Source organism: Mesorhizobium sp. ArgA1, assembly GCF_053714375.1.
Genome location: NZ_JBSKBQ010000002.1, coordinates 1 through 26,545 on the forward strand (window position 1 = coordinate 1; position 26,545 = coordinate 26,545).

26 protein-coding genes are annotated in these 26,545 nt (G+C 63.1%); 19 read left to right on the forward strand and 7 right to left on the reverse strand.

Annotated elements, in window-relative coordinates; genetic code table 11:
- Together ACWGTI_RS07385 and ACWGTI_RS07390 are read left to right on the forward strand one after the other, a co-directional pair.
- A partial coding sequence (locus ACWGTI_RS07385) for a porin (RefSeq protein ID WP_454586498.1) occupies nucleotides 1–1,164 on the forward strand: 1,164 nt, incomplete at its 5' end.
- A gap of 211 nt (nucleotides 1,165–1,375) precedes the next feature.
- Nucleotides 1,376–2,488 (forward strand): pyridoxal phosphate-dependent aminotransferase, encoded by a 1,113-nt coding sequence (locus ACWGTI_RS07390; RefSeq protein WP_454586499.1) that lies wholly within the window; start codon nucleotides 1,376–1,378, stop codon nucleotides 2,486–2,488.
- Between the two features lie 94 nt (nucleotides 2,489–2,582).
- On the opposite strand, the gene ACWGTI_RS07395 is transcribed toward ACWGTI_RS07390, so the two are convergent.
- Nucleotides 2,583–3,095 carry a MarR family winged helix-turn-helix transcriptional regulator gene (locus tag ACWGTI_RS07395; protein ID WP_454586500.1) on the reverse strand — a complete coding sequence of 171 codons (513 nt, stop codon included), beginning with the start codon at nucleotides 3,093–3,095 and terminating at the stop codon, nucleotides 2,583–2,585.
- Nucleotides 3,096–3,290: 195 nt separating this feature from the next.
- Between ACWGTI_RS07395 and ACWGTI_RS07400 the strand changes: the two genes are divergently transcribed.
- From ACWGTI_RS07400 to ACWGTI_RS07410, 3 genes are all read left to right on the forward strand, one after another.
- Nucleotides 3,291–3,575, forward strand: a complete 285-nt coding sequence (locus ACWGTI_RS07400) for an acylphosphatase (RefSeq protein WP_454586501.1) — start codon at nucleotides 3,291–3,293, stop codon at nucleotides 3,573–3,575.
- Nucleotides 3,576–3,649: 74 nt separating this feature from the next.
- Nucleotides 3,650–4,291: a TetR/AcrR family transcriptional regulator gene (locus ACWGTI_RS07405; protein ID WP_454586502.1), complete on the forward strand. Its 642-nt coding sequence runs from the start codon at nucleotides 3,650–3,652 to the stop codon at nucleotides 4,289–4,291.
- Complete coding sequence (locus tag ACWGTI_RS07410) at nucleotides 4,260–5,423, forward strand: isovaleryl-CoA dehydrogenase (RefSeq protein ID WP_454586503.1); 1,164 nt, start codon at nucleotides 4,260–4,262, stop codon at nucleotides 5,421–5,423. Before ACWGTI_RS07405 ends, ACWGTI_RS07410 begins: the two co-directional genes overlap by 32 nt.
- A gap of 17 nt (nucleotides 5,424–5,440) precedes the next feature.
- Here the strand turns inward: ACWGTI_RS07410 and ACWGTI_RS07415 are convergent, their stop codons facing one another.
- Nucleotides 5,441–5,833 carry a hypothetical protein gene (locus ACWGTI_RS07415; RefSeq protein WP_454586504.1) on the reverse strand — a complete coding sequence of 131 codons (393 nt, stop codon included), beginning with the start codon at nucleotides 5,831–5,833 and terminating at the stop codon, nucleotides 5,441–5,443.
- A gap of 258 nt (nucleotides 5,834–6,091) precedes the next feature.
- On the opposite strand from ACWGTI_RS07415, the gene ACWGTI_RS07420 reads away from it, so the two are divergent.
- The 5 genes from ACWGTI_RS07420 to ACWGTI_RS07440 all read left to right on the forward strand — a co-directional run bounded on the left by ACWGTI_RS07420 (nucleotide 6,092) and on the right by ACWGTI_RS07440 (nucleotide 11,224).
- A complete protein-coding gene (locus ACWGTI_RS07420; protein WP_454586505.1) occupies nucleotides 6,092–7,699 on the forward strand; it encodes a carboxyl transferase domain-containing protein in 1,608 nt (535 codons plus the stop codon).
- A gap of 1 nt (nucleotide 7,700) precedes the next feature.
- Entirely contained in the window at nucleotides 7,701–8,231 is a 531-nt protein-coding gene (locus tag ACWGTI_RS07425; RefSeq protein WP_454586506.1) for an O-acetyl-ADP-ribose deacetylase, read from the forward strand.
- Nucleotides 8,232–8,350: 119 nt separating this feature from the next.
- Complete coding sequence (locus tag ACWGTI_RS07430) at nucleotides 8,351–8,722, forward strand: hypothetical protein (RefSeq protein WP_454586507.1); 372 nt, start codon at nucleotides 8,351–8,353, stop codon at nucleotides 8,720–8,722.
- Nucleotides 8,723–8,767: 45 nt separating this feature from the next.
- Entirely contained in the window at nucleotides 8,768–9,142 is a 375-nt protein-coding gene (locus ACWGTI_RS07435; protein WP_454586508.1) for a hypothetical protein, read from the forward strand.
- A gap of 120 nt (nucleotides 9,143–9,262) precedes the next feature.
- A complete protein-coding gene (locus ACWGTI_RS07440; protein WP_454586509.1) occupies nucleotides 9,263–11,224 on the forward strand; it encodes an acetyl/propionyl/methylcrotonyl-CoA carboxylase subunit alpha in 1,962 nt (653 codons plus the stop codon).
- Between the two features lie 55 nt (nucleotides 11,225–11,279).
- On the opposite strand, the gene ACWGTI_RS07445 is transcribed toward ACWGTI_RS07440, so the two are convergent.
- Both ACWGTI_RS07445 and ACWGTI_RS07450 read right to left on the reverse strand, forming a co-directional pair.
- A complete protein-coding gene (locus tag ACWGTI_RS07445; RefSeq protein ID WP_454586510.1) occupies nucleotides 11,280–12,401 on the reverse strand; it encodes a branched-chain amino acid ABC transporter substrate-binding protein in 1,122 nt (373 codons plus the stop codon).
- 375 nt (nucleotides 12,402–12,776) lie between these two features.
- A complete protein-coding gene (locus ACWGTI_RS07450; RefSeq protein WP_454573946.1) occupies nucleotides 12,777–13,043 on the reverse strand; it encodes a sel1 repeat family protein in 267 nt (88 codons plus the stop codon).
- Between the two features lie 441 nt (nucleotides 13,044–13,484).
- Here ACWGTI_RS07450 and ACWGTI_RS07455 point away from each other — a divergent pair, with 441 nt between their 5' ends.
- From ACWGTI_RS07455 to ACWGTI_RS07475, 5 genes are all read left to right on the forward strand, one after another.
- Nucleotides 13,485–13,826 carry a DUF2147 domain-containing protein gene (locus tag ACWGTI_RS07455; RefSeq protein ID WP_454586511.1) on the forward strand — a complete coding sequence of 114 codons (342 nt, stop codon included), beginning with the start codon at nucleotides 13,485–13,487 and terminating at the stop codon, nucleotides 13,824–13,826.
- A 221-nt stretch (nucleotides 13,827–14,047) separates the two neighbouring features.
- Entirely contained in the window at nucleotides 14,048–14,206 is a 159-nt protein-coding gene (locus ACWGTI_RS07460; protein WP_454586512.1) for a hypothetical protein, read from the forward strand.
- 39 nt (nucleotides 14,207–14,245) lie between these two features.
- A complete protein-coding gene (locus ACWGTI_RS07465) occupies nucleotides 14,246–14,440 on the forward strand; it encodes a hypothetical protein (RefSeq protein ID WP_142866595.1) in 195 nt (64 codons plus the stop codon).
- A gap of 128 nt (nucleotides 14,441–14,568) precedes the next feature.
- Nucleotides 14,569–16,029 carry an AMP nucleosidase gene (locus tag ACWGTI_RS07470; RefSeq protein ID WP_454586513.1) on the forward strand — a complete coding sequence of 487 codons (1,461 nt, stop codon included), beginning with the start codon at nucleotides 14,569–14,571 and terminating at the stop codon, nucleotides 16,027–16,029.
- 139 nt (nucleotides 16,030–16,168) lie between these two features.
- Complete coding sequence (locus ACWGTI_RS07475; RefSeq protein ID WP_454586902.1) at nucleotides 16,169–17,182, forward strand: endonuclease/exonuclease/phosphatase family protein; 1,014 nt, start codon at nucleotides 16,169–16,171, stop codon at nucleotides 17,180–17,182.
- 24 nt (nucleotides 17,183–17,206) lie between these two features.
- Here the strand turns inward: ACWGTI_RS07475 and ACWGTI_RS07480 are convergent, their stop codons facing one another.
- Nucleotides 17,207–17,797, reverse strand: coding sequence for a DUF922 domain-containing protein (locus ACWGTI_RS07480; protein WP_454586514.1), 591 nt, complete (start codon nucleotides 17,795–17,797; stop codon nucleotides 17,207–17,209).
- 148 nt (nucleotides 17,798–17,945) lie between these two features.
- Nucleotides 17,946–19,625, reverse strand: coding sequence for an electron transfer flavoprotein-ubiquinone oxidoreductase (locus ACWGTI_RS07485; RefSeq protein ID WP_454586515.1), 1,680 nt, complete (start codon nucleotides 19,623–19,625; stop codon nucleotides 17,946–17,948).
- Nucleotides 19,626–19,845: 220 nt separating this feature from the next.
- Here ACWGTI_RS07485 and ACWGTI_RS07490 point away from each other — a divergent pair, with 220 nt between their 5' ends.
- The 3 genes from ACWGTI_RS07490 to ACWGTI_RS07500 all read left to right on the forward strand — a co-directional run bounded on the left by ACWGTI_RS07490 (nucleotide 19,846) and on the right by ACWGTI_RS07500 (nucleotide 22,420).
- Complete coding sequence (locus ACWGTI_RS07490; RefSeq protein ID WP_454586516.1) at nucleotides 19,846–20,484, forward strand: hypothetical protein; 639 nt, start codon at nucleotides 19,846–19,848, stop codon at nucleotides 20,482–20,484.
- 109 nt (nucleotides 20,485–20,593) lie between these two features.
- Nucleotides 20,594–21,466, forward strand: coding sequence for a uracil-DNA glycosylase family protein (locus tag ACWGTI_RS07495; protein ID WP_454586517.1), 873 nt, complete (start codon nucleotides 20,594–20,596; stop codon nucleotides 21,464–21,466).
- A gap of 84 nt (nucleotides 21,467–21,550) precedes the next feature.
- Nucleotides 21,551–22,420: a helix-turn-helix domain-containing protein gene (locus tag ACWGTI_RS07500; RefSeq protein ID WP_454586518.1), complete on the forward strand. Its 870-nt coding sequence runs from the start codon at nucleotides 21,551–21,553 to the stop codon at nucleotides 22,418–22,420.
- Nucleotides 22,421–22,526: 106 nt separating this feature from the next.
- Here the strand turns inward: ACWGTI_RS07500 and ACWGTI_RS07505 are convergent, their stop codons facing one another.
- Nucleotides 22,527–23,429 (reverse strand): DMT family transporter, encoded by a 903-nt coding sequence (locus ACWGTI_RS07505; RefSeq protein WP_454586903.1) that lies wholly within the window; start codon nucleotides 23,427–23,429, stop codon nucleotides 22,527–22,529.
- A 318-nt stretch (nucleotides 23,430–23,747) separates the two neighbouring features.
- Here ACWGTI_RS07505 and pepN point away from each other — a divergent pair, with 318 nt between their 5' ends.
- Complete coding sequence (pepN, locus tag ACWGTI_RS07510; RefSeq protein WP_454586519.1) at nucleotides 23,748–26,387, forward strand: aminopeptidase N; 2,640 nt, start codon at nucleotides 23,748–23,750, stop codon at nucleotides 26,385–26,387.
- Nucleotides 26,388–26,545: the final 158 nt, after the last annotated feature.

Consider the following 26,545-nt stretch of genomic DNA (forward strand, 5'->3'; position numbering starts at 1 on the left):
AGCCTTCTTCTCGGCTCCGCTGCGGCCCTGATCGCAGTATCCGGTGCGCGCGCCGCCGACGCCGTCGTCGTCGCCGAGCCGGAACCGGCTGAATACGTCAAGATTTGCGACGTTTACGGCTCGGGCTACTTCTACATCCCCGGCACCGAAACCTGCCTGCGCATCGGCGGCTATGTCCGTTACGACATCGGCGTCGGCGACGTCGGTTCGTTCGACGGTGCCAGGTCCTTCGACCATAAGGATGGCGACGAGCAGGATACCTTCTACAAGAACGCCCGCTTCACGCTGAAGACCTGGACCGGCCAGGAAACCGAACTCGGCACCTTGAAGACCTACACCGAGACCCGCTTCAACTTCGGCAACCGCAACGGCTACCCCTCGGCAGACGATCCGGCCACGGAAGCAGATGAATTCAACTCCAACCCGGCCGGCAACAAGAATGTCTCTTTGAACTTCGCCTGGATCCAGCTCGGTGGCCTGCGCGTCGGTAAGGACGAATCCGCCTTCGATACGTTCATCGGCTACGCCGGCAACGTCATCCAGGATACGCTGGTTCCCTACGGCGATTTCGACACCAACGTCGTCCAGTACTACTTCGACGCTGGCAACGGCTTCTCGGCCGTGGTCTCTCTCGAAGAAGGTTCGGGCACCGTCGGCACGATCGACAGCTACGTTCCGCATGTCGTCGGCGGTGTGAAGTACACGCAAGGCTGGGGCGCCATCACCGGCGTCGTGGCCTATGACAGCAACTACGAAGAAGTCGCCGGCAAGGTTCGCCTGGACATCACCCCGATGCAGAACCTGTCGCTGTTCATCATGGGCGGCTACGGCACCGACGACAACCTGACGGATCCGAATTACGCGATCGACGCCGGTGGCCGCGGCTTCTACAAGCAGTGGGGTGGCAACTGGGCGGTCTGGGGTGGTGGCACCTACACCATCAACGAGAAGACCTCGTTCAACGCCCAGGTCTCGTATGACGAATGGAAGAACCTCGGCGTCGCCGCGAACATCGCCTACGATGTGGTTCCAGGCTTCACGGTCACGGCCGAAGTCGACTACCTCAATGCAGGCAAGTTCGACGACGCCGACTTCTCCAACTTCACCAACGCCGACAAGAAGAGCAGCATCGGCGGTCTCCTGCGCTTCCAACGTTCGTTCTAAAAGGTCGAACCTAGCTCAAAAATTGAACCCGGCGGGCGACCGCCGGGTTTTTCTTGTAAGATACCCGAATGATGGGCTGCCGCGCGAAATCTTGAGACGATTTCTGGCGCAACCGGCAGTTCGACAAAGGCCCTGCCTTGCGCCCTGGCGGAACTTGCGCCGTTCCGGCTGGCACGCTAGCAAGAAGCCCCTCTTCTCGTGAGCTTTTGCCATGCGCCAGCGCCCTGCCCTCACGCCGCTTGTCGGCGCGCTTCCCTCCACGGTGCCGTTTGTCGGCCCGGAGGCGCAGGAGCGTGATCGCGGCCGCCCGTTTCGCGCCCGCATCGGCGCCAATGAGAGCAGTTTCGGGCCATCGCCACGCGTCATTGCGCGTATGGAGAGCGTCGCGCGTGACCAGTGGATGTATTGCGACCCCGACAATTACGATCTGAAGCAAGCAGCGGCCCGCCATCTCGGCGTCGGCGCCGAGAACGTCGTGGTTGGCGAAGGCATAGACGGTCTGCTCAGCCTGGTGGCGCGCATGTATGCGGCGCCCGGCGACGCGGTGGTCACCTCGCTCGGCGCCTATCCCACGTTCAACTTCCACATCGCCGGCGTCGGTGGCCGGCTGGTCACGGTGCCTTACGAGAACGACAAGGAAAGCCTGGACGACCTGCTGGCTGCGGTCGCCAGGGAGAAGGCGCCGCTGGTCTATCTCTCCAATCCCGACAATCCGATGGGCAGTTGGTGGGAAGCAGGCGAGATCGCCCGCTTCATCGAAGCCTTGCCGGCGACCACCATGCTGGTGCTCGACGAGGCCTATGGCGAGTTGGGGCCGGCCTCGGCGCTGCCGCCGATCGATGTCGCGCGGCCGAATGTCATCCGCATGCGCACCTTCTCCAAAGCCTATGGGCTGGCCGGCATACGCTGCGGTTACGCGGTGGCGGAAGCTGAGGTGATCCGCGATTTCGAGAAGATCCGCAACCATTACGGCGTCAGCCGTATGGCGCAGATCGCCGGCGTCGAAGCGCTTGCCGACCAGGACTGGCTGCGCAGCGTGGTGGCGCGGGTCGCTGCCGGCCGCACGCGCATCGCCGGAATTGCCGAGGCGAACGGGCTGAAGCCGCTACCATCAGCGACCAATTTCGTCACCATAGACTGTGGCCAGGATGGCGCCTTCGCGCTCAAGGTGCTGCAAAACCTGTTGTCACGCGACGTGTTCATCCGCAAGCCGATGGCGCCAGGCCTCGATCGCTGCATCCGGGTGAGTGTCGGCCTCGACCATGAGCTCGACATCTTTGCCGAGGAACTGCCCGGCGCGCTCGCCGCGGCGCGCGGGAATTAGACCGGCCGCTGCAATCATCGCCATGTGGCGACGGCACGACGCGGCGAGCGAACCAGCCGGCAGGCCGGCATCACCTGGCAGCCGGCAGAGCCCGCTATTCCTTGGCGCCACCACCGAGCAGCCGCGTGACCCGTGTCAGCGCCTCCGAAAGCTCGGCCGCTTCATCTTCGGCGAGGCCTGCAGTCAGACAGGCGAGATCACGATTCGCCGCCGCCTGAAGTGTGGCCAGCGCCGCACTGCCCCGGGCGGTCAGTGATAGAATCCGCCGACGCCGATTATCCGGATCGGTACGCAGTTCGGTCAGGCCAGCGGCCATGAATTTCCTCAGGATCCGCATGAGATGGGCCGGCGGGAGTTGGAGTTCGCCGGCAAGGGCCGATGCAACAGGCGCAAGATCGAGATGGAATGCCCTCGCCAGAAAACCCGCCTCGCCGCCGGGGCCAGCAGAAACGTCGGCTGACCGGCGGCCGAGTTCGAACAGCAGCCTGGCTTCGACCAAAGTGTACGCGCTCTGCGTCAGCGTCTCGTCGAGCAGCCCGACCAGGCAGGTGTAGAACCTGTTGAAGCCGCGGATCTCGGCAATCAACGCATTTCGATCGGCCGGCATTTCAGGCACCTCTCCGAACATTTCCGCAGTGTCCGATCTTCATCGTATTAGTTGATTTAGTCAACTATTTGCTGGATGGCGCCATTCACCTCAAAGGCGGGATCTTGGCTTCTGTCCGATCCAGCTGCAATCCAACGACTGAAGCCTGTTGCTTTCGTCCGATTCTGCGCCAGACTCTGTGCATGGGAGACGACGATGGATGATCGGCAAAGGGCGGTGAAGGCGCGCGTCCACGGCAAGGTGCAAGGCGTCGGCTACCGGGTGTGGGCGCGGCGCGAAGCGATAGAGCTTGGCCTGACAGGCTGGGTGCGCAACGAACGAGACGGCACGGTGACGGCCTGGATTGCCGGTGCCGATGCTGCGGTTTCGACAATGATCGAACGGCTGCGGCAAGGGCCGAAGGGAGCTTCGGTTTCAAAGGTCGAGACCGAGGAGTTCGAACTCCGCGACGCGCCGACCGACTTTCGGATCATCGTATAGACGACACGATTCCGATTGCCCACTTGAATTAATTGAACGTTCGTTTTATTGTTGGTCGACATAGAGAGGCCATCATGGCGCGCACCACCGGATCCGACGGTGAGAAGACCGAAGCTGCCGTCCGCGAGGCGGCGGTCAGCCTGATCGCGCGCTTCGGCTACGAGGCGATGTCGATGCGCCAGCTCGCCGCCGAGGTCGGCGTCCAGGCAGCTGCTCTCTACCGATATTTCCCGACCAAGGAAGACCTGTTGTTCACGCTGATGCGCGAGCACATGGAAGGGCTGATCAAAGCTTGGGACGCCTCACGCCCCGATGCCGCCGATCCCGTGACGCGGCTTGCTGCCTATGTCGAGAACCACATCGCCTTCCACATAGAGCGCCGCCACTCCACGCATGTCTCGAACATGGAGTTGCGCAGCCTGTCGCATGACCGGCTGACACAGATCCTGCGCATGCGCACCGCCTATGAGAAGGAACTGCGGGCCATCCTGCGCGACGGTGCGGAGGCAGGCGCGTTCAGCATCGAGGACACCGGGCTCACCGCCATGGCACTGATCCAGATGATGACCGGCGTCATCGTCTGGTTCCGGCCGGGCGAGCGGCTGTCGATGGCTGAAGTCACAGCGACATATCTTTCGATGACAATGCGTCTGGTTGGCGCGACAACAACCCGGGAGGAACGGCATGTATACGAACACGCTCAGCTTCGGGCATGACGAAGACATCGAGGCGCTGCGCGATCTGGTACGCCGCTTTGCCCAGGAGAAAATAGCGCCGATCGCCGCCGAGATCGACCGCAGCAATCAATTCCCGATGCATCTATGGAAAGAACTTGGCGCGCTCGGCCTGCTCGGCATCACCGCCGATCCCGATTTCGGCGGCAGCGGCATGGGCTACCTCGCCCATGTGATCGCGGTGGAAGAGATTTCCCGTGCCTCGGCCTCGGTCGGTCTTTCCTACGGCGCCCATTCGAACCTCTGCGTCAACCAGATCAACCGCTGGGCGACATCGGCGCAGAAGGAGAAATATCTGCCGGCATTGTGCTCGGGCGAAAGGGTTGGCGCGCTGGCCATGTCGGAATCGGGCGCCGGCTCCGACGTCGTCTCGCTCAAATTACGCGCCGAAAAGCGCAACGACCGCTATGTGCTCAACGGCTCCAAAATGTGGATCACCAACGGGCCGGATGCCGAGACACTGGTGGTCTACGCCAAGACCGACCCCGAGCGCCATTCACGCGGCATCACCGCCTTCATCGTCGAGAAGGCGATGGCCGGCTTTTCCGTGGCGCAAAAGCTCGACAAGCTCGGCATGCGCGGCTCCAACACCGGTGAACTGGTGTTCGAGAATGTCGAGGTGCCGTTCGACAACGTGCTGCATGAGGAAGGGCGCGGCGTCGAAGTGCTGATGTCCGGTCTCGACTATGAGCGCACGGTGCTTGCCGGCGGCCCGATCGGGCTGATGGCGGCGTGCCTCGACGTGGCGATCCCCTATGTGCATGAACGCAAGCAGTTCGGCCAGCCGATCGGCGAGTTCCAACTGGTGCAAGGCAAGCTGGCCGACATGTATTCGACGATGAACGCCGCCCGCGCCTATGTCTATGCGGTGGCGGCTGCCTGCGATCGCGGCCAGACGACGCGCAAGGACGCCGCCGGCTGCGTGCTGTTTGCGGCGGAGAAGGCGACGCTGATGGCGCTCGATGCCATCCAGTTGCTTGGCGGCAACGGCTATACCAACGAGTATCCGACGGGACGGCTGCTGCGCGACGCCAAGCTCTATGAGATCGGCGCCGGCACCAGCGAGATTCGCCGCTGGCTGATCGGACGCGAGATCATGGCGGAGGAGGTGTGATGAGCCCCTCCGCCATCTCAGGCGAATGCCCTCGGCAGCTCGTGTGTGGGCTTGGCGACGATCTGGTGCGCATCGCGCCACAGAACTTCGCGCTGAGATGTCGAGGTGATCGACCTCACAGGCAAGCCACCCTCCTCGATCAGCCAAGCGCAGTAACGCGCGCGGCTGATGGCCTCCTTGGCGTCGGGATGAAACCAGCAGATGCCCCAAATCGGGTTGCGGCGCTTGAAATGTCGACCGATCCGGCCCGGAAGGGGCAAATGCCTATCGAACCAGTCGAACTGATCTCCCAATTCACCGTGGATCCAGTCCGCGCAGCCGGTATTGTGGAGGTACCAGGCCGCATGAAAGAAGCCCGTCTCCACCCGGCTGTCGGGATGGATCAGCGGCGTAACAAATCGCACATACATGATGACACTCGCAGTGCGTACTCGCACCGCGTTCCTCTCGCCCAAATTCGGAATATGGAAAGCCGCCCTCCGGCGGCGTTAGCCCATGGCCGAAGGGAGACAGCTTGTGAAATGCATATTCATGCTTTTCATCGTTGCCTCCGAGGAGTGTCAGTTACCAGCGAACGCCGTACCCTGAACAAAGCCCACGGCGTTCCGGCGCGGGCTGATACAACGGTTCCGCTCCGGCATCAAGAGATTTGAGGAAGCGACGACACGATGGCTACGCTCCAGACCCAGATCTCCCCCTCTTCAGAAACCTTCCGCACAAACGCCGAGCGTATGCGCGCACTGGTCGCCGACATCGCCGACAAGGCGGCCAGCGTCGAGCGCGGCGGCTCGGATGAAGCGCGCGAACGTCATGTTTCGCGTGGCAAGCTGTTGCCGCGCGAGCGGCTGGCGCAATTGCTCGACACCGGCTCGCCCTTCCTCGAGATCGGCCAGTTCGCGGCATGGTCGATGTATGGCGAGGACATCTCCTCGGCCGGCATGATCGCCGGCGTCGGCCGTGTCGAAGGCACCGAGGTGATGGTCGTCGTCAACGACGCCACAGTGAAGGGCGGCACCTATTATCCCCTGACGGTGAAGAAGCATTTGCGGGCGCAGGAGATCGCGCTGCAGAACAACCTGCCTTGCGTCTATCTCGTCGACAGCGGCGGCGCCAACCTGCCCAACCAGGACGAGGTGTTTCCCGACCGCGAGCATTTCGGCCGCATCTTCTACAACCAGGCCAACATGTCGGCGGCCGGCATCCCCCAGATCGCCTGCGTCATGGGCTCGTGCACGGCAGGCGGCGCCTATGTGCCGGCAATGTCGGACGAGACGATCATGGTGCGCAACCAGGCGACCATTTTTCTCGGCGGCCCGCCGCTGGTGAAGGCTGCCACCGGCGAAGACGTCAGCGCCGAGGAACTCGGCGGCGCCGACGTGCACACCAGGCTGTCGGGCGTCGCCGACCACTATGCGCTGGACGACGAACATGCGCTGGCCATCTGCAGGCGCATCGTCAAAAACCTAAACCGGCGCAAGACCGTAAGTCTGGCCTTACGACAACCCGCGCCGCCGCGTCACGATCCACATGAACTTTACGGCATCGTGCCAACGGATCTGCGCCAGCCCTATGATGTACGAGAGGTGATCGCGCGCGTCGTCGACGGTTCCGAGTTCGACGAGTTCAAGCAGAATTACGGCACCACGCTGGTCACCGGCTTTGCCCATCTCCAGGGCATGCCGGTCGGCATCATTGCCAACAATGGCGTGCTGTTTTCCGAAAGTGCGCTGAAGGGCGCGCATTTCATCGAGCTGTGCTGCCAGCGCAAGATTCCGCTGATCTTCCTGCAGAACATCACCGGCTTCATGGTCGGGCGAAAATATGAGGCGGGCGGCATCGCCAAGGACGGCGCCAAGCTGGTGATGGCGGTCGCCACCGCGCGCGTGCCGAAGGTGACCATGATCATCGGCGGCTCGTTCGGCGCCGGCAACTACGGCATGTGCGGGCGCGCCTATTCGCCACGTTTCCTGTGGATGTGGCCGAACGCACGCATTTCGGTGATGGGCGGCGAGCAGGCAGCGACCGTGCTGGCGGTGGTCAAGCGCGAAGGCATCGAGCGCAAGGGCGGTGAGTGGAGCGCGGACGAGGAAGCGAAATTCAAGAAGCCGATCCTGATGAAATACGAGCATGAGGGCCATCCGCTCTATTCCTCGGCACGGCTGTGGGACGACGGCATCATCGACCCGGCGAAAACGCGCGAGGTGCTGGCGCTCAGCCTGTCGGCCGCGCTCAACGCCAACATCGAAGAAACGAAGTTCGGCGTTTTCAGGATGTAGGATGAGCAAGTTCGGCGAACGGATAAGCGTCCACACCGGCGACATCACGAAACTGGCTGTCGACGCCATCGTCAATGCCGCCAATTCCTCGCTGCTTGGGGGCGGCGGCGTCGACGGCGCCATTCACCGCGCGGCCGGCCCGGAGCTCGAATTCGAATGCCGGATGCTGAACGGCTGCAAGGTCGGCGATGCAAAGCTCACCAAGGGTTACAGGCTGCCGGCGCGCTACGTCATCCACACGGTCGGACCTGTCTGGCAGGGTGGCGGCAAAGGCGAAGCGGGACTGCTCGCCTCCTGCTACCGCCGCTCGCTTGAAATCGCTCGCGCCCGTGACTGTCGGACGGTAGCCTTTCCGGCGATCTCGACCGGCATCTACCGTTATCCGAAGAATGAGGCGAGCGGGATCGCCGCCGGCGTCGTTGGCAGCTTCCTCGCGCAGCATGCCTTGCCCGAAATCGTTACCTTCTGCTGCTTCGATGAACAGACCGCAGAACTATACCGGCAAGCCGTTGCTGACGTTGAGGAAAGCTGAACTTATGGCACAAAAGTTTCCCCAAAGCAGGCCAAAACGAATTATCGTCGGCGGACTGGCGGCTGCAAGAAATATTCGCTATTGCTTACCCGGCACTGGGCAGTTGGGGTTGGGTGGAAATGGCTTTGAAATATCGCTGCAGATCGACAGCGTCGATACTTGCGGGATTTCTAATATTGATTGCACCTGGCGCCGAGGCGGCCGGCTCGCTGGCGGGGAGCAAGGGCGACGTGCGTTATCCAGTTTACTTTCCGGTCGGCACGACCGGGGGCTGCTTGAAGGCCTACAAGGACTACGTCGCCGCCAGCGGCCATTCCGCCTATGCTTCCACTCCGATCGCCCGGATGACCGAGTTCTTCATTTGCGGCAACCATGTGAACGCCAAGACCCAAAAGGCGGCGGAGGACGCTGCATTGAGATCGTGCCAAGCCGGTCTCAAGAAGTGGAAATTCCAGACCAGCGGAGCGTGCAGCATCGCCGCGTCCAAATAGATGGGCGCCGGTCGGCCTCGGTTCTTTCCAAACGGGTGGAAACAAATGAAATCCGCGAACATCAAACGGGCTGCCGCGTCGATCCTTGCCGGCTTGCTCATAGTCGTGAAAACCGGCATCGCAACGGCGGCGTCGCTGGCGGGAAGCAAGGGCGACACTCATTTCTATCCGTATTTGCCGAAAAACCCGAAAGACCAATGCACCAGGGCTTACAATGCCTATGTAGCGGCTGGCGGCCATTCGGCCTATGCGACAACCCCCTATGCTCGGATCCGTTCCTTGTACATCATCTGCGGCTCGGGCTTGAATGCGCCGTCACAGAAGGCTGCCGAAGACCGGGCGATGAAGTCCTGCGAGGCCGCCCGCAGCCATTACAAGGTCATCACCGGAGCGGGCTGCGAAGTCGCCGCTTCCAAGTAAGGCAGGCCTTCCTTCCCGACCCTTTGACAACGGCCGGGCTGCATTGCAGGGTTCGGCGATGAGAACGCTTGTGCGGATAGGTCGGCTGGACAGCGCCCAATCTCTGCTCCGGGAGGCTCTATGTTCGCCAAGATCCTGATCGCCAATCGCGGCGAGATCGCCTGCCGGGTGATCCGAACCGCATGCAGGCTCGGTGTGCGCACCGTCGCCGTCTATTCCGACGCCGATGCCAAGGCCCTGCATGTCGAAAAGGCCGACGAGGCGGTGCATATCGGCGCTTCGCCCGTCGGCGAAAGCTATCTGCGCGGCGACAAGATTGTCGCGGCCGCACTGGCGACAGGCGCCGAAGCGATCCATCCCGGCTACGGCTTCCTCTCGGAAAACCCCGACTTCGTCGATCAGGTGGTGGCGGCAGGGCTCAACTTCATCGGCCCGTCGGCCGCCTCGATCCGCGCCATGGGTTTGAAGGACGCGGCCAAGCGGCTGATGGAGAAGGCCGGCGTGCCGGTGGTGCCGGGCTATCATGGCGAGGCGCAGGAGATCGTGCTGCTGGCGTCCAAGGCGCGCGAGATCGGTTATCCCGTGCTGATCAAGGCGCGCGCCGGCGGCGGCGGCAAAGGCATGCGCCGCGTCGAGCATCCCGACGATTTCTCGGAAGCGCTGTCGGGTGCACGGCGCGAGGCCAAGGCAGCGTTTGGCGACGACCGCGTGCTGGTCGAAAAATATGTCGACAAGCCGCGCCACATCGAGGTCCAGGTGTTCGGCGACAATTTTGGCAACGCGGTGCATCTCTACGAGCGCGACTGCTCTGCGCAGCGCCGCCACCAGAAAGTAATCGAGGAAGCGCCGGCGCCCGGCATGACACCGGCGTTGCGCAAAGCGATGACGGACGCCGCGGTCAAGGCCGCCAAGGCAATCAGCTATTCCGGCGCCGGCACCATCGAGTTCATCGTCGACGCCTCGCAAGGGCTGAAGCCCGACCGCTTCTGGTTCATGGAAATGAACACCCGCCTGCAGGTCGAACATCCCGTCACCGAAATGGTCACCGGCACCGACCTGGTCGAGTGGCAGCTGCGGGTGGCTAGCGGCGAAAAGCTGCCGAAGACGCAGAGCGAGATCGCACTTTCCGGTCACGCCTTCGAGGCGCGCATCTATGCAGAGGACGCGGCAAAAGGGTTTTTGCCGGCGACAGGCACACTGCATCACCTCACATTTCCCGACAACGCTCCAGAAGGCGCCACGATACGCATCGAGACCGGCGTGCGGGCCGGCGATGCGATCTCGCCCTTCTACGATCCGATGATCGCCAAGCTGGTGGTCCACGCCAAGGACAGGCAAGCCGCGCTCGACGCACTCGGCACAGCCTTGTCGCAGACCGAGATCGCCGGCTCGACCGTCAACACCGCCTTTCTCGCGGCACTTGCCGCGGACACCGACTTTTCCGCCGGCGACGTCGATACCGGCCTGATCGGCAGGCATCAGGAAGCGCTGACCGCGATCGTCCCGCCGAGCAGCGAGATCGTTGCCGCGGCCGCCCTTGCAGCAGCCGGTGCCGGTGCGTTGCCGCCATCAGACGATCCATGGTCGTCGCTGGCAGGCTATGCGCATTTCCACACCGTCGCGAGGCGCACGCGGCTGCGTCATGGCGAGGACGATATTCTGGCACGTGTTTCAGTGCGGCCGGACGGCCGCTTCGAGGTGGCGCTTGATGCGCCCTATGACAGCGTCAACTCGCACGATCTTCGCGCTGCCCCTCGCCTTGCCCGCTGGCCAGGCCACGTCACCGTGTTCGAAGGCGCGGTCGGCCACAGTTTCCTCGTCCCGGATCCGCTGGCGCGGACAGACGAGGCCGCCGCCGCTTCCGGCAGCCTGCGCGCGCCGATGCCCGGCCTGGTCAAGCTGGTGCGCGCGGCAAAAGGCGAGACCGTGAGCAAAGGCCAGCCGCTGCTGATCCTGGAAGCGATGAAGATGGAGCACACGATCGCGGCCAGCCATGACGGCGTCATTGCCGAGATTGCGAGTGAGGGCGCGCAGGTCACCGACGGAACCGTGCTGGTGCGCTTCGTTGAAGAGGCTGCATAGCCCTTAAGCAAAAATGGCCGGGAGAAGCCCGGCCATTTCAGGAGCACGCGGACGATTACTGCGCGATAGGCGCGTATTTGCCGTCATGCCACTGGTTGATGTCGTAGCTGGCATTCTTCAGATCGCCCTTCTCGTCGAAGGTGACCTCGCCGACCACGGTGCTGAACGGCGTGCCGTTCTTCAGCGCTTCGGCAACCTTGACCGGATCGGCGGTTCCGGCGCGCTTGATGCCCTCTGCAAAGGCCTGAACGACGGCGTAGGAGAACAGCGTGAAGCCTTCCGGCACGAAGCCGCCCGCCTTGATCTTGGCGATGGCCTCCTTGGCTTCGGGCTTGGCCTGCGGGTCGGACGGGAAGACGAACATGGTGCCTTCACCGGCCGGGCCGGCGACCTGCCAGAATTCCGGCGTGGCGATCGAGTCCGGCATGATCAACTGGAACTTGACGTTCTGCTCCGCCGACTGGCGCAGGATCAGGCCGGCCTCGGGATGGTAACCGCCGAAATAGACGACGTCGGCCTTGAGGTCCTTCAGCTTGGTGACGAGCGCCGAATAGTCCTTTTCGCCGGCATTGATGCCTTCATAGTCGATTTCCTTGAGACCGCCGGTATTCATCGTCGCCTTGACGGCATCGGCCACGCCCTGGCCGTAGGCGCTCTTGTCATGCAGGATGACGACATTCTTGCCGGCATATTTCTTGGCGATCCACGGGCCCATGAAGGCGCCCTGCGCGTCGTCGCGCGTATAGAGGCGCATGATTGTCGGCCAACCGGCCTTGGCGGCGGCATCGGTCAGCTCGGGATTGGAGGCGGACGGGCTCATCATCAGCGCGCCGGCTTCGGCGTAGACGGCCGAGGCCGGAATGGCGGAGCCCGAGCAGGCGTGGCCATCGACGAACTTGACGCTGTTGGCGACGATGCGATTGGCGACGGAAACCGCCTGCTTGGGATCGCACTGGTCATCCTCGATGTCGAGCTTGATCATCGAACCGTTGACACCGCCGGCGGCGTTGATCGCGTCGGCGGCTGCCGTTGCGCCCTGCTTGAACTGATCGCCGATCGTGGCGAGTTGTCCGGTCATCGGGCCGACCACCGAAATGGTAATGTCATCGGCAAAGGCAACCGGCGCGCTCATCATCAGGCCAAATACGGCCGCGCTCAAAATACCCATTTTTTTCATGGTGATAGAACTCCTCCCACACTCGCGCAGCCGCTCTGGCCGCGCTTCTTTCAGAAGGCGGGACAATTTCATCCTTCACTGGGCCTGTCTAGGCGCATCGGCGCCACTCGATTGGGCCTCTTCAACGCAAAAAGCCACGCCAGCCTTGTTCCGGCCGGTCGTGGCTTTTTGCTCTTGGAGCAGTCCCCATGCGCCCCCGCGCCACGAAAACCTGCTCGTCGTCCCCATTGTGCGCGGCTGGACCTTGTCGGCCTGCCGCGTCCTTGTTCTTCGTTGTCGACCGTCTTGCCGCGGCCCTGTTATTTCACCGGTTCCAGCCGTCTTTTGCGGTTTCGATCCCGGGGCTTCCCTGTTTTAGATAATCTGCCTGCGATCTCAGTGGATGGTCATCCATTCGCGGGCTTCACGCAGCGCCCTGGCGATCTCGACCTTGGACATTGCAGCCGACAGTTCCGAGCGCAGTTCGGCGGCGCGGACCGAGCCCTTGATGGCGGCGATGTTGAACCATTTGTGGGCGGCAACGACATCGGTCTCGCAATCGCGGCCGGTCGCATACATCATGCCCAGTTCGAAGAGAATGTCGGCCTGGGCAGTTGCCCCCATGGCGCCGAAGCCGGCTTCAAGCATTTCAAAACGTGCCATTTTAGTCCCCTGTCTGGCTCCCGAGAGCGGGCCTTTTCTGTCCCCGGTGTCCCCTGGGGAGCCGCTCTTTCGATGCTTTCGAGAATGAAGCCGAGCCTTGAATCCGTCGTTAAACGGCGTGCTTAATTTGGAGAAAACAAAGCTAAAACAAGAGGTAAACGCGGAAATTCGTTAAGGATACAAAGCCAGCAATCGCGCTGTTTCGTACCGGATTTGACGAAAATTTGCCGGGCGTCGGTCAACACTCCGCTAACCACAGGAAGCAAAGCCGGCGCGTCGATCGTTTCATTTCCTGGTCGCCGAGCGTTTTGTCGACCTCATGAAAATTGCAAAACCTTCCCTCACGGCACCCGCTTTTGTTTTGCCGGGAGCTGGATTAGCTTACGTTTGCGTAAGGGGCAGGGAGGCGGCGCTCCACGTAAAACCACAGGGAGGACAGATATGTTTCGCAAAGTGAGCTTGGCCGTGACGGCCACATTGATGATGGCGGGCGCGGCCTGGGCCGATCCGATCGAAGGCAATTGGAAGACGCAAGCCGGCGACACCGCACTCATTGGCGGCAGCGGTTCATTCTCCATCACCCTGAAGACCGGCAAATATGCCGGCAAGACCATCGGTTCGCTCAAGGCGACCGGGAACAACAAATATGCCGGCAACATCACAGATCCGGCAAACGACAAGACCTATTCCGGCAAGGCCACACTGTCGGGTACCTCGCTGAAGATGAGCGGCTGCGTGCTCGGCGGGCTGATCTGCAAGAGCCAGACCTGGCAGAAGCTCTGAGCTTGCTGTTTTGACGCAACGATAACGGGGCCAGCTGGCCCCGTTTCCTTTTCCAGGTGCCCACGGCCTACCGGCATAGGCGCACCTCGCGGCCTGTAATCGGGCCAACGCTCTTCCTAAAACATCGTCAATCACTTTGAACCGCAGATGAACGCCGGCATCAGAGCCGGTTCAGTCGCATCAGGGCATTTTGATGGCGTGTTCAAGGAGACACCACCCAAATGCTCGCTCGCCGCTTCACCATCGTCTGCCTGTTGATGAGCCTGTTCGGCATGTTCTTCGCCATTCTCGTGGCCGAAGCCGGCCGTCCCGCGCGCTCCTGGGATGCAGGAAGTTCCAACGCCTGCCAGTTCAATTGCATGAACCATTTCCGCCCCTGAGACGACAAAGACGTAGATCCAAACAGAAAAGCCAAAGCCATGAACCGCACAGCCATCAACGCCCTCAAGACCCTTCGGCTTCTGCCGCGGGCGGCGCTCGTCCTGATCGTGCTGTCGGCGCCGGTCCTGGCCATGCCCATGATGCGGGCCGACGCCGACACGACGATCGACGCGCCGGCGACGAAGAAGCATGGCGTTGGCTTTGTTCTGCTGGTCAGCCTGCAGCGCGGGTGAGGTGTGCCAGAATAAATCTTCGCCTTGGCCGCCTTGGTGGCCACCCTCCCCCTCCCAAGTGCGGCCTCAAGTCTCTATATTAGGCCATGGAAAAGCGAATCTACCCACAAGCTATCGAATCGGTCGTCATGCCGGAGCCTTTCGGCAAGAAGAGCTTCGACGACGCCAGAAGGGCCGTGGCCGCCTTGCAGGCGCTCTACGACCGCAACACCAAATTCCTGCGTGACTCCTTTGCGGCACTTGCCGCCGGCGGCGACGAAAGCAAGCGCTACCGTGCCTTCTACCCGGAGATCGGCGTCACCACCAATTCATTCACCCAGATCGACTCGCGCCAGGCATACGGCCACATGCCGACGCCGGGGCATTTCTCGACCACCATCACCCAGCCGGCGCTGTTCGAAACCTATCTCGTCGAGCAGCTTCGGCTCATCATGCGCAATCACGGCGTGCCGGTTACGGTTTCGGAATCAACCACGCCGATCCCGCTGCATTTCGCCTTCCTGGAAGGCTCACATGTCGATGGCGCCGCCGCCGAGCGCATCAAGCGGCCGATCCGCGACCTGTTCGACGTTCCGGATCTCGACGGCACCGACGACCAGATCGCCAATGGCACATTCGAAGTGGCGTTCGGCGAACCGAGGCCGCTGGCGCCGTTCACGGCGCAACGCATCGACTATTCGCTGCACCGCATGACGCATTACACGGCGACCAGCCCGCAGCATTTCCAGAACTTCGTGCTGTTCACCAACTACCAGTTCTACATCGACGAGTTCGTCGCCCGCGCCCGGACCCAGATGGCGGAAGGCGGCCACGGCTATACCGAATTCGTCGAGCCCGGCAATGTCGTCACCAAGGCCGGGCAGAGCGCGCCCAGCGAAGGCGTGGCGGCGCCACGCCTGCCGCAGATGCCGGCCTATCATATGAAGAAGCCAAACCATGGCGGCATCACCATGGTCAACATCGGCGTCGGCCCGTCCAACGCCAAGACGATCACCGACCATATCGCGGTACTCAGGCCACATGCCTGGCTGATGCTCGGCCATTGCGCCGGCCTGCGCAACACGCAGGCGCTGGGCGACTATGTGCTGGCGCATGCATATGTCAGGGAGGACCATGTGCTGGATGACGACCTGCCGGTGTGGGTGCCGATCCCGCCGCTGGCCGAGATCCAGGTGGCGCTGCAGGAGGCGGTCGCCGAAGTCACCGGACTTTCCGGCTACGATCTCAAGCGCATCATGCGCACCGGCACTGTCGCCACCATCGACAACCGCAACTGGGAACTGCGCGACCAGCGCGGACCGGTGCAGCGGCTGTCGCAGTCGCGCGCCATCGCGCTCGACATGGAATCGGCCACCATTGCCGCCAATGGCTTCCGCTTCCGCGTTCCCTACGGCACGCTGCTTTGCGTCTCGGACAAGCCGCTGCATGGCGAACTGAAGCTGCCCGGCATGGCGACCGAGTTCTACAAGCGGCAGGTGGCGCAGCATCTGACCATCGGCATCAAGGCGATGGAAAAGCTGGCGGAAATGCCGATGGAAAGGCTGCATTCGCGCAAACTGAGAAGCTTTTCGGAGACGGCGTTCCAGTAGACGGCCTTCCAGTAGACGTTGGCTGCGAGGCATTTCGTCATCTTGATTGGGCCGCATTTCCGCCGATAACAGGCCTGACACCCCTTGGCCCGGCACTCTGGGCAATGCAAAACCTGGTCTGATGGCACGCGTGCGAAACATGATGGCTTCGATGGCGTTCCTGGCAATGCTGGGCCTCTCGGTCGTGCTTGTGGTCGGGTTCTTCGGCGCACTGCATCCCGCCTTCGATTCCTTCGCCCATTTCCGTATCCATCTGGCCGTGCTGATGGCGCTGATCGCGCTGCCGCTGCTTGCCACCCCGTTTCGCCTGCAGGCGGGTGTGGGCCTGCTCTTGGCCGTGGCTGCGTTCGCCAGCACGTTGAGCACCTTGCCGCGGCTGTGGCCGGTGCAGGCCGCCGGTGACGCCGAGCCCGGCAACGAGGTGGTCTATCGGCTGCTGCAGATGAACCTGCGCTTCAACAATCCGACACCCAAGAAGGTTCTTTCGCTGATCGGGCGGACCAACCCCGACGTGATCACGCTCGACGAAGTCTCGGCGATGTGGGCAACCGAACTGGGCTATATCACTGCTGCCTATCCCTATCGCATCCTTTGCGCTTACCCCAACGGCGTTTTCGGCGTGGCGCTCCTGTCCAGGCGGCCGTTTGCCGTCGGTACCGAACCGTATTGCGAACCGCGCGGCGCGATGGCGACCGCCACGGTCGACTTCGGTGGCATCGGCGTCGATGTCGCGGCGATCCATCTGAGCTGGCCGTGGCCGAAGGAACAATACTGGCAGATCGGCGAGTTGACGAAGACGCTCACCTCGCTCGGCGAGACGGCGATCATGGCCGGCGACTGCAACGCCGTGCCGTGGAGCGCTGCGGTGCGGCGCGTCGCCTCGCTCGGCGGACTGACCGTGATGCCGTCGGCCGGGCCGAGCTGGATTCACCGGACGCTGCCCGACTTCCTGCGCCGCTATGCGGGCCTGCCGATCGACCAGGTGTTCTCGAAGGGCGGGGTGACCATCCTGTCGTCAACCCGGATGGAAGACACGGGCTCTGACCATCTGCCGGTGATGGTGGAGTTTTCGCTGAAGCGCGACGAGACCAAGCCGGTCGACGAGGACGCCACCGCCACCGTGTCGCTGATCCAGCCAGGGAAACGCGGCTAGACTAACACGTTACGGCTTGAGGTTTCACAAGCCCACCAGGGCCTCGATGATGCGCTCGACATGGCCGCCTTCGCTGTGCTCGCGTGCGTCGAAGGCGATCTGTTTCGCTTCATAGGCCTTTGACGTGGCTTCCAGGCGCCGCCGGGCTTCGGCGCGGGTCTTGTTGCATTGCGGATCGTTGGCAAATTTCAGGCCGCGACCCGACCGCTCCGCGGCCTGCATCATCTGCCCGGCGATACGGCCATGGGTTTCTTCATGAGCGAGAACGCCGGTGAAAAACCGGTTCCAGCGTTTGTGCAGCGCCGGCGTTACGGGCGAGGCCACGCGCGGATAGGTGTAGGTGATGTTGAGCGTTCCGTTGGCCTGGCGCAGGCGGCAGACGCCGTTGGCCTGGCCGAGATCCAGGTTCCAGTCCGCGGTGTAGCTCGTCTGCGCAATGGCGTGGGTCATGAAACCGCGCTTGGGTCCCTTGCGGTTCATGGCTATGACCAGACCAGCACCAGTAGTGCCGGTGATATCGTAGGTTCGCGTCTTGACGACGGTTTTCACGCCGGCTGACGCCGTGCCGCAGGCCGCGCCGATGACGGCGACGCAAAACAAGACCAACATGCGCATGCCACTATCCCCCATGGACGTGGCAATGAGACCACAAGCAGACGACGGTTTCAACAATCATGGCACCGAGCGCCTTACATGCCCTGGTAGACCGGCCCCTCGCCACCATTTTTGCTGGCGGCGGTCGAGACGGCCCGGTCGGTGAGGCTCACATGCCCTGGTAGACCGGGCCTTCGCCACCTTGTGGCGGCACCCAGTTGATGTTCTGGTTGGGATCCTTGATGTCGCAGGTTTTGCAGTGCACGCAATTCTGCGCGTTGATGACGAAGCGCACATCCTTGGCCGCCGGATCGGCGGCGGCGTTGCCGTCCTTGTCGACCCATTCGTAGACGCCGGCCGGGCAATAGCGGGTCGACGGCCCGGCAAAGACGTCGTGCTCGGAGCGCTGCTGCAGGCCCATGTCGCCGACGATGAGATGCACCGGCTCGTTTTCCTCGTGATTGGTGTTGGACAGGAACACCGAGGACAGCCGGTCGAAAGTCAGCACGCCGTCCGGCTTGGGATAGGCGATCTTCTTGTGCCTGGCGGCGGGCTCCAGCGTCGCGTAATCCGCCTTGCCATGCTTCAGCGTGCCGAAGGGCGAGAAGCCGAACAGCGTGTTCAGCCACATGTCGAGGCCGCCGAGGCCGACGCCGAGCACAGTGCCGAAACGCGACCAGAGCGGCTTGACGTTGCGGACCTTCTTCAAATCCTTGCCGATATCGGTTGCCCGCCAGGCGTTCTCGTAGGAGGACAGCTCGTCATTGGCGCGGCCGGCGCCGATCGCTTGCGCGATATGTTCGGCCGCCAGCATGCCGGACAGCACCGCATTATGCGAACCCTTGATGCGCGGCACGTTGACGAAGCCCGCCGCACAGCCCATCAGCACGCCGCCGGGGAAGGACAGTTTCGGCACCGACTGCCAGCCGCCTTCGGTAATGGCGCGCGCGCCATAGCCGATGCGCTTGGCGCCCTCGAAGGTGCCCGATATCTTCGGATGCGTCTTGAAGCGCTGGAATTCCTCGAAGGGCGACAGATACGGGTTCTTGTAGTTGAGATGCAGGACGAAGCCGACCGCGACCTGGTTGTCCTCCAGATGATAAAGGAAGGAGCCGCCGCCGGTCTTCAGGTCGAGCGGCCAGCCGAAGGAGTGCTGCACCAAGCCCGGCCGATGGTTCTCCGGCTTGACCTGCCACAGTTCCTTGAGGCCAATGCCGTATTTGCCGGGCTCGCGGCCGTCGGACAGCTTGTACCTGGCGATCAACTGCTTGGACAGCGAACCGCGCGCGCCCTCGCCGATCAGCACATATTTGCCCATCAGCGCCATGCCCGGCGCAAAGCCCGGGCCGTGCGTGCCGTCCTTCTCGACGCCCATGTCGCCGGTGATGACACCCGTGACGGCGCCGGCATCGTTGTAGACGAGGCTGGCGGCAGCAAAGCCCGGATAGATCTCGACACCCAGCGCTTCGGCCTTGGTTGCCAGCCAGCGGCAGACATTGCCGAGCGAGACGATGTAGTTGCCGTGATTGTTCATCAGCGGCGGCATCAGGATGTTGGGCAGGCGGAATGAGCCGGCGGGACCGAGCACCAGGAAATGGTCGGCCGTAACCGGCGTCTTGAAGGGATGGCCGTCTTCCTCGCGCCAGCCAGGCAACAGGCGGTCGATGCCAATGGGATCGACGACGGCGCCGGACAATATGTGGGCGCCGACCTCGCCGCCCTTTTCCAGCACGACGACGGAAAGCTCGGGATTGACCTGCTTCAGACGGATCGCCGCGGCAAGGCCCGCCGGGCCGGCCCCGACGATGACCACGTCGAATTCCATGCTCTCGCGTTCGATCTCGCTCATCAACCCCTCCGCACTGGCTAACCGTTTCCGGGCATTTTGCTGGCTCCTGCGCTGCATAGCGCATCAATCCGCGACAGGAAACCGGCGCTGACGTGACAATCCCGTTTTCGCCAAAAAGTCGCGGATAACAACAGTGCTGCAAGCGTTTCTGCAGTGACTGGATTTTCGGTTCCCATATTTTAATTGTTCGACGGCTCGCTTATCGGCCATACTTCTGCCCATGCGCACGCCGTCCGGCTTTTCATTGACGCGCTTTCCCCTTCCGCCCGGCCGGATCTGCCGCGCGCTTCTTCTCGGTCTTTCGGTGCTGGCGTCGGTTGAGGTTCATGCCGAGCCGGTGAAGGTGTGGACGACTGGGGCCTATTCCTTTTCCGACGAGCTTGGCGGTTTCCAGATTACCGGCGCCTCGGGCCTCGGCACCAAGGACGACCCGCTGGTCATCACCGAGGAGCTGAATTCGTCGACGCCGGTGACGCTCACCATCCGCACCACAAAGCCGATCCAGCCGTTCAGCACCAATGGCGAATTCGCCAACGGCGTCCTCTACATGCGCATTGACGTGCTCAACAACAGCGGCCAGGCCTGGGTCGAATTCCAGTTCGAGCTGCAGGAGATCCTCAACCAGCCGAGCGTGTTCGGCGACGGCCTGTCCTTCGACCAGCGCAACAAGACGCCCGACAATATCGTGTCGAGCGCCTATGCCGATTTCGACCGCGATTTCGAACCCTATGACCGGCTGCTGTTCAAAAACGGCAAGATCGACCCGCTGAAGAGGGGCCGCTTCGAATTTCTGATCACCGACTATACGCCGCGCTGGACGTTCTATCTGGTTCAGGATCCGCGAATACCGACGGGTTAGCGATCTCCCCCCTACGATCTCGCCACTTGTGGGGGAGATCAGCTTTCAGCGCCGCTTTCGCCAATCAGCGTTGTTGCAAATCGCCTCTCGGCGGACGAATGTGCCGGGCATGACTGCCGCCTCCCCCAACAACCGCTCCGACCTCGCCGACCTGCTGGCATTCTACGCCAGCGCAGGCGTCGACGAGGCGTTGGAAGAGGCGCCGGTGAACCGGTTTGCCGAGGCCGCGCCAAGGCCTGCCGAGCGGGCACCAGCCGTGCCACCTCGCGAAAACAAGGCACCGGAGCAAGCCGCGGCAGGCCCGGGGCTGGATGCGAGCCGGGTGCCGGACGCGCCGGCGCGCTCCGTGCCGGCCACGGCAACCGTGCCCGACGAGGCGCAGGCAGCACTTGCCCGGCAAATGGCGACGAGCGCGGCGACGCTCGAGGAACTGCGCCAGCACATGGCCTCCTTCGATGGCTGCAACCTCAAATTCACCGCCAAGAACCTGGTTTTCGCCGACGGCAATCCGGACGCTTCTCTGATGCTGGTCGGCGAGGCGCCCGGCCGCGACGAGGACATTGAGGGCCTGCCCTTCGTCGGCCGCTCCGGCCGGCTGCTCGACCGCATGCTTGCGGCGATCGGGCTTGACCGCACGTCCGCCTATATCGCCAACGTCATCCCCTGGCGGCCGCCCGGCAACCGCACGCCGACGCCGCACGAGACCGAGATCTGCCGTCCGTTCATCGAGCGGCAGATCGAATTGGTCAATCCCAAGGTGCTGGTCAATCTCGGCGGCCCATCGGCCAAGACCTTGCTCAACACGAGTGAAGGCATCCTGCGGCTACGCGGCAACTGGCGCGTCCACACCACGGCATCCGGCACTGCCATCCCGGCGATGCCGACGCTGCACCCGGCCTATTTGTTGCGAACGCCCGCGCACAAGAAGCTGGCTTGGCGGGACTTTCTCGAAGTGAAGGCGAAGCTGCGAGGACTGGCGTGATTGGTCAATCTCCCCCCACAAGGGGGAGATCGGATGACCTCGGAGGTAATTGAAATAGGTCCCTCCCCGGCCTAATCATCCCCCATGACAACACCGCAAACCTCCGCCGGCAGCCTGATCCGCGAATGGCGCACCCGCCGGCGCATGAGCCAGCTCGACCTCGCCATGGAAGCCGAGATTTCGCAGCGGCACCTCTCCTTCGTCGAAAGCGGCCGCGCGGCCCCCTCGCGCGAGATGGTGCTGCATCTGGCGGAACAGCTTGAGATTCCGCTCAGGCAGCGCAACCAGCTGCTGCTTGCCGCCGGTTTCGCGCCGAGTTTCGGCGAACGGCCGCTCACCGACGCGACGCTGGCGCCGGCGATGGCGGCGGTCGAGACCGTGCTCAAGGGGCATGAGCCGTTTCCGGCGCTCGCCGTCGACCGGCACTGGAACCTGGTTTCAGCCAATGCCGCCATCGGCCCGTTCCTCGCCGACGTGGCCGAGCCGGCGCTACTCCAGCCGCCGGTCAATGTCCTCCGGCTCAGCCTGCACCCGAACGGCATCGCGCCGCGCATCGTCAATCTCGCCGAGTGGCGCGCGCATCTGCTGGAGCGGCTAAAACACCAGAACGATGCCGCCGGCGATCCCGTGCTGGTCGAGCTGGAGCGTGAATTGCGAACCTATCCGTCCGGCCTCAAAGGCGCGCGGCCTGTGCCGGTCGAGCCCAACGGCATCGTCCATCCGCTGCGGCTGGCGCATGGCGATCAGGTGCTGTCCTTCATCAGCACCATCACCGTCTTCGGCACGCCGCTCGACGTGACGTTGTCGGAACTGGCGATCGAGTCTTTCTTCCCGGCCGACGAGCCGACGCGGGCGGTGCTGGTGCGATTGGGCGAAGGAGCGGGCGGAAGCCAACTGAGCCAGCCCCTGCCCTTCGCTGTTGCACCCGGCCCTTCGGGCGTTCAAGTCCTTTGAAAGGTCCGCCGGACCTTTCAATCCGCCCGACGCCGGACAGAACTTTCACCGTTCGTCGTTCGGAAAGCCAGGCAAATGGCTTTCGGTCCGCTGCGCGGACCTCTCCTCACCCTTGCGGCGGCGCTGCCTTCCTTGTGCGGGTTCGCTCCAGCCCGAGCTGGCGCTCGCGCCAGATGATAAAGATGCCGGCGGCGACGACGATGACGCCGCCGACCAGCGTGTTGATGGTGGCGATATCGCCGAAGGTGAAATAGCCGACGACAACGCCAAGGATCATCGAGGTGTATTCGAACGGCGCCACCACCGAGGCCTCGGCGTGGCGGTAGGCGGCCGTCATCAGGATCTGCGCCAGCCCACCGCAGAACCCGGCAGCGATCAGCAGACCGGCCTGCAGAGGCGTCAGCGCCTGCCAGCCGAAGGGCAGCGTAAACAGCGCCATGACGCTCGCCGTCGCCGAAAACCACAGCACGATGGTCGCCGTCCGTTCGGTCTGGACGAGATTGCGCACGAGCAGGATGGCATTGGCGGAGATTGCCGCCGAGACAAGAGCAGCGATGACACCCAGCACCTCCTGGTCGCCGAGCGCCGCGCCCGACGTGAGCAGCGTCAGTTCCGGCCAGGAGATGATCAGCACGCCGACCAGACCGACCGCAACCGCACTCCAGCGATAAATGCGGATGGCCTCACCCAGGAAAAGCGAGGAGAACACCACCACCAGCAGCGGCTGGGCATAGTTGAGCGTGATCGCCTCCGGCAACGGCAACCTGGTCAGTGCGAAGAAGCCGAGCCCCATGGCGCAAACGCCGACGACACCACGCGCAATGTGATTCAGTGGGCGTTTGGTGGCAAACGCCGTGCCCAGTTTTCTCCTGAAAGCCAGGAAGATGATGATCGGGAAGATGGCGAAGAAGGAGCGGAAGAAGACGATCTGGCCGGCCGGCAAAGTGCCGGCCGCCTTGATGCAAGTCTGCATACCGACAAAGACCGCCACCGACATGACCTTGAGCATGATTCCGGTCAGCACGCGGCCGGGGTGATCGGACAGTCTCCCGGTCGCCTCGTCTCTCGACCCTGAAGTCACGCTCCCGCCGCTTCCTGGATTGATACCGAGAAGCGCCTCACACGACGCAGCACAGAGGCGTCCATGCCGAACTTCGGTCTGACGACAGTCATCAAGGCCTCGCGATGATGGTGGAGTGGAACGCCCGAAATAGGCATTGGCGCAGTTTTGTCGAGTGGCCGTTTCGTGTAAAGAGCGCGCACTTTAGATTTCTTGGGCCAGCGGATACCTCCGCAGGCTCCGATAACGACAGGGAAACCCCAGGGAATGCGAACCGATACCGGCCAGGTCTTCAAGCTCGAAGACTATCGCCCCAACGACTTTTCCATTCCGAAAACCGGCCTCACCTTTCGCCTTTCGCCAGACGCAACGCGCGTTAACGCCATGCTGACGATCGAACGCCGCGATAATGCTGGCATCTCGGCACCGCTGGTGCTGGACGGCGATGGGCTGGTGCTCAAGCGCATCGCCATTGACGGCCGCGAGCTCTCGCCGGCCGATTATCTGGCAACCCCCGACCAGCTGACCATTTTGAAGCCGCCGGCCCGCTTCGAGCTGCTGCTCGAGACCGAGGTCGCTCCGGCCAGCAATGAGGCGCTGATGGGCCTTTACCGCTCCAGCAATGTCTATTGCACGCAATGCGAGGCCGAGGGCTTTCGCCGCATCACCTATTTCCTCGACCGCCCCGACATCCTCTCGGTCTACACCGTGCGCATCGAGGCCAAGCTGGACGAGGCGCCGCTGCTGCTCTCAAACGGCAATCCGGTGGAAAGCGGCGCGCTTGCCGAAGGCTGGCACTATGCTGTCTGGCACGACCCCTTCCCCAAGCCGTCCTATCTGTTCGCGCTGGTGGCCGGCACTCTCGGCCAGGTCGCCGACAGTTTCGTCACCGCATCCGGCCGCAAGGTCGAGCTCGGCATCTATGTCGAGCCGGGCAAGGAAGGGCTCGCCGGCTACGCCATGGATGCGTTGAAGCGCTCGATGCGATGGGATGAGCAGGCATTCGGCCGCGAATACGACCTGGACGTCTTCAACATCGTGGCCGTCTCCGACTTCAACATGGGGGCGATGGAGAACAAGGGCCTCAACATCTTCAACGACAAATATGTGCTGGCAGACCGGGAGACCGCGACCGACGCCGATTTCGCCAATATCGAGGCGATCATCGCGCATGAGTATTTCCACAACTGGACCGGCAACAGGATCACCTGCCGCGACTGGTTCCAGCTCTGCCTGAAGGAAGGGCTGACGGTCTTTCGCGACCACGAATTCTCGGCCGACCAGCGCTCGCGCGCGGTCAAGCGCATCGCCGAGGTGCGTACGCTGAGGGCGCACCAATTCCCCGAAGATCAGGGGCCGCTGGCGCATCCTGTGCGGCCGCGCCGCTACCGCGAGATCAACAATTTCTACACGGCGACAGTCTATGAAAAGGGCTCGGAAGTGGTGCGCATGATCCGCACTATCCTCGGGGCCGAGACCTTCCGCGCCGGCATGGATCTCTATTTCGAGCGTCATGACGGTGAGGCGGCGACAATCGAGGATTTCCTCAAAGTGTTCGAGGACGCCTCCGGGCGCGACCTGTCGCAATTCGCGCTGTGGTATCACCAGGCTGGCACGCCAAACCTGACCGTCAGTTCGACGCACAATCCGGCCACGCACGAGTTCACGCTCGAGATCGAGCAGTCGGTGCCGCCGACGCCGTCGGAAAGCCGCAAGCGGCTGATGCACATTCCGCTCGCCTTCGGTCTGGTAGGCGCCGGCGGCGAGCCGGTCGCCTATGGCGGCGTCGAAGGTGCCGTCGTCGAGGACGGCGTCATCCATATCCGCAAGCGCCGTCACATGGTGCGCTTCTCCGGCGTTGCCGAGCGGCCGGCAGTGTCGCTCAACCGCGGCTTTTCGGCGCCGATCACGCTTTCGGTCGAGCAGAAGGCCGACGACCAGTTCTTCCTCGCCGGCCATGATAGCGACGCTTTCGCGCGCTGGCAGGCGTTCAACACGCTGCTCACCGATGCGCTGATAGCGGCCTTCCGACAGATCCTTGGTGGTGCGAAGCCGGCCTTCAGCGCCAGGCTGACCGGACTTGCCGGCAAGATCGCCGACGATGAGACGCTCGAGCCCGCCTACCGGGCGCTGGCGCTGTCGCTTCCCGGTGAGGCCGACATTGCCCGCGACATCGGCAGGAACATCGATCCCGACGCCATCTTCGCCGCCCGCGAGGCGCTGGCGCTGGAGATCTCGCGCGTCAATCAGGGCGCCTTTGCCAACCTTTACGATCGCCTGGCCGACGACGGTCCGTTCAGCCCTGATGCGGCAAGTGCGGGACGGCGTGCGCTGCGCAACATCCTGCTCGACTATCTCTCGCTGTTGCCAGCTGGCGCCAGGCTCGCCGCCCGGCATTTCGAGGCCGCGACCAACATGACCGACCGCGCCGCAGCGCTCACGGTGCTTGCGCATCGTCATGACGGAACGCCCGAGGCGGTCAAGGCGCTGGCCGGCTTCAAGGCGCGCTATGGGGCCGATCCGCTCGTCATGGACAAATGGTTCCAGGTCCAGGCCAGCGTGCCGGGACCACGGACCGTGGACACTGTGCGCAAGCTCATCGGCCACACTTCCTTCTCGATGGCCAATCCGAACCGGGTGCGCTCGCTGGTCGGCACATTTTCCAGCGCCAACCAGACCGGCTTCCACCGCGCCGACGGCGAGGGCTACCGGTTCTTCGCGCAGACCGTGCTCGAGGTCGAAAAGCGCAACCCGCAGGTGGCAGCGAGGCTGGCGACGGCACTGCGCTCCTGGCGCTCGCTGGAACCGGGCAGACAGGCCAAGGCCAGGGAGGCGCTGCTGGCGATCGCCGGTGCCGAGAACCTCTCGGCGGATTTGCGCGATATTGTCGAGCGGACGCTGGCTTGAGGCGCATAATCTCCCCCCTTGCGGGGGAGATGCCCGGCAGGGCAGAGGGGGGCGCGAAGAATCGCGGCTTCGGCGTTATTTCAATCAATTTTTAATGTTTTTCGTCCGCGCCTCTGGACAAGGCGAATCACCTTTGATTCTTTACAGACGATTCGGAC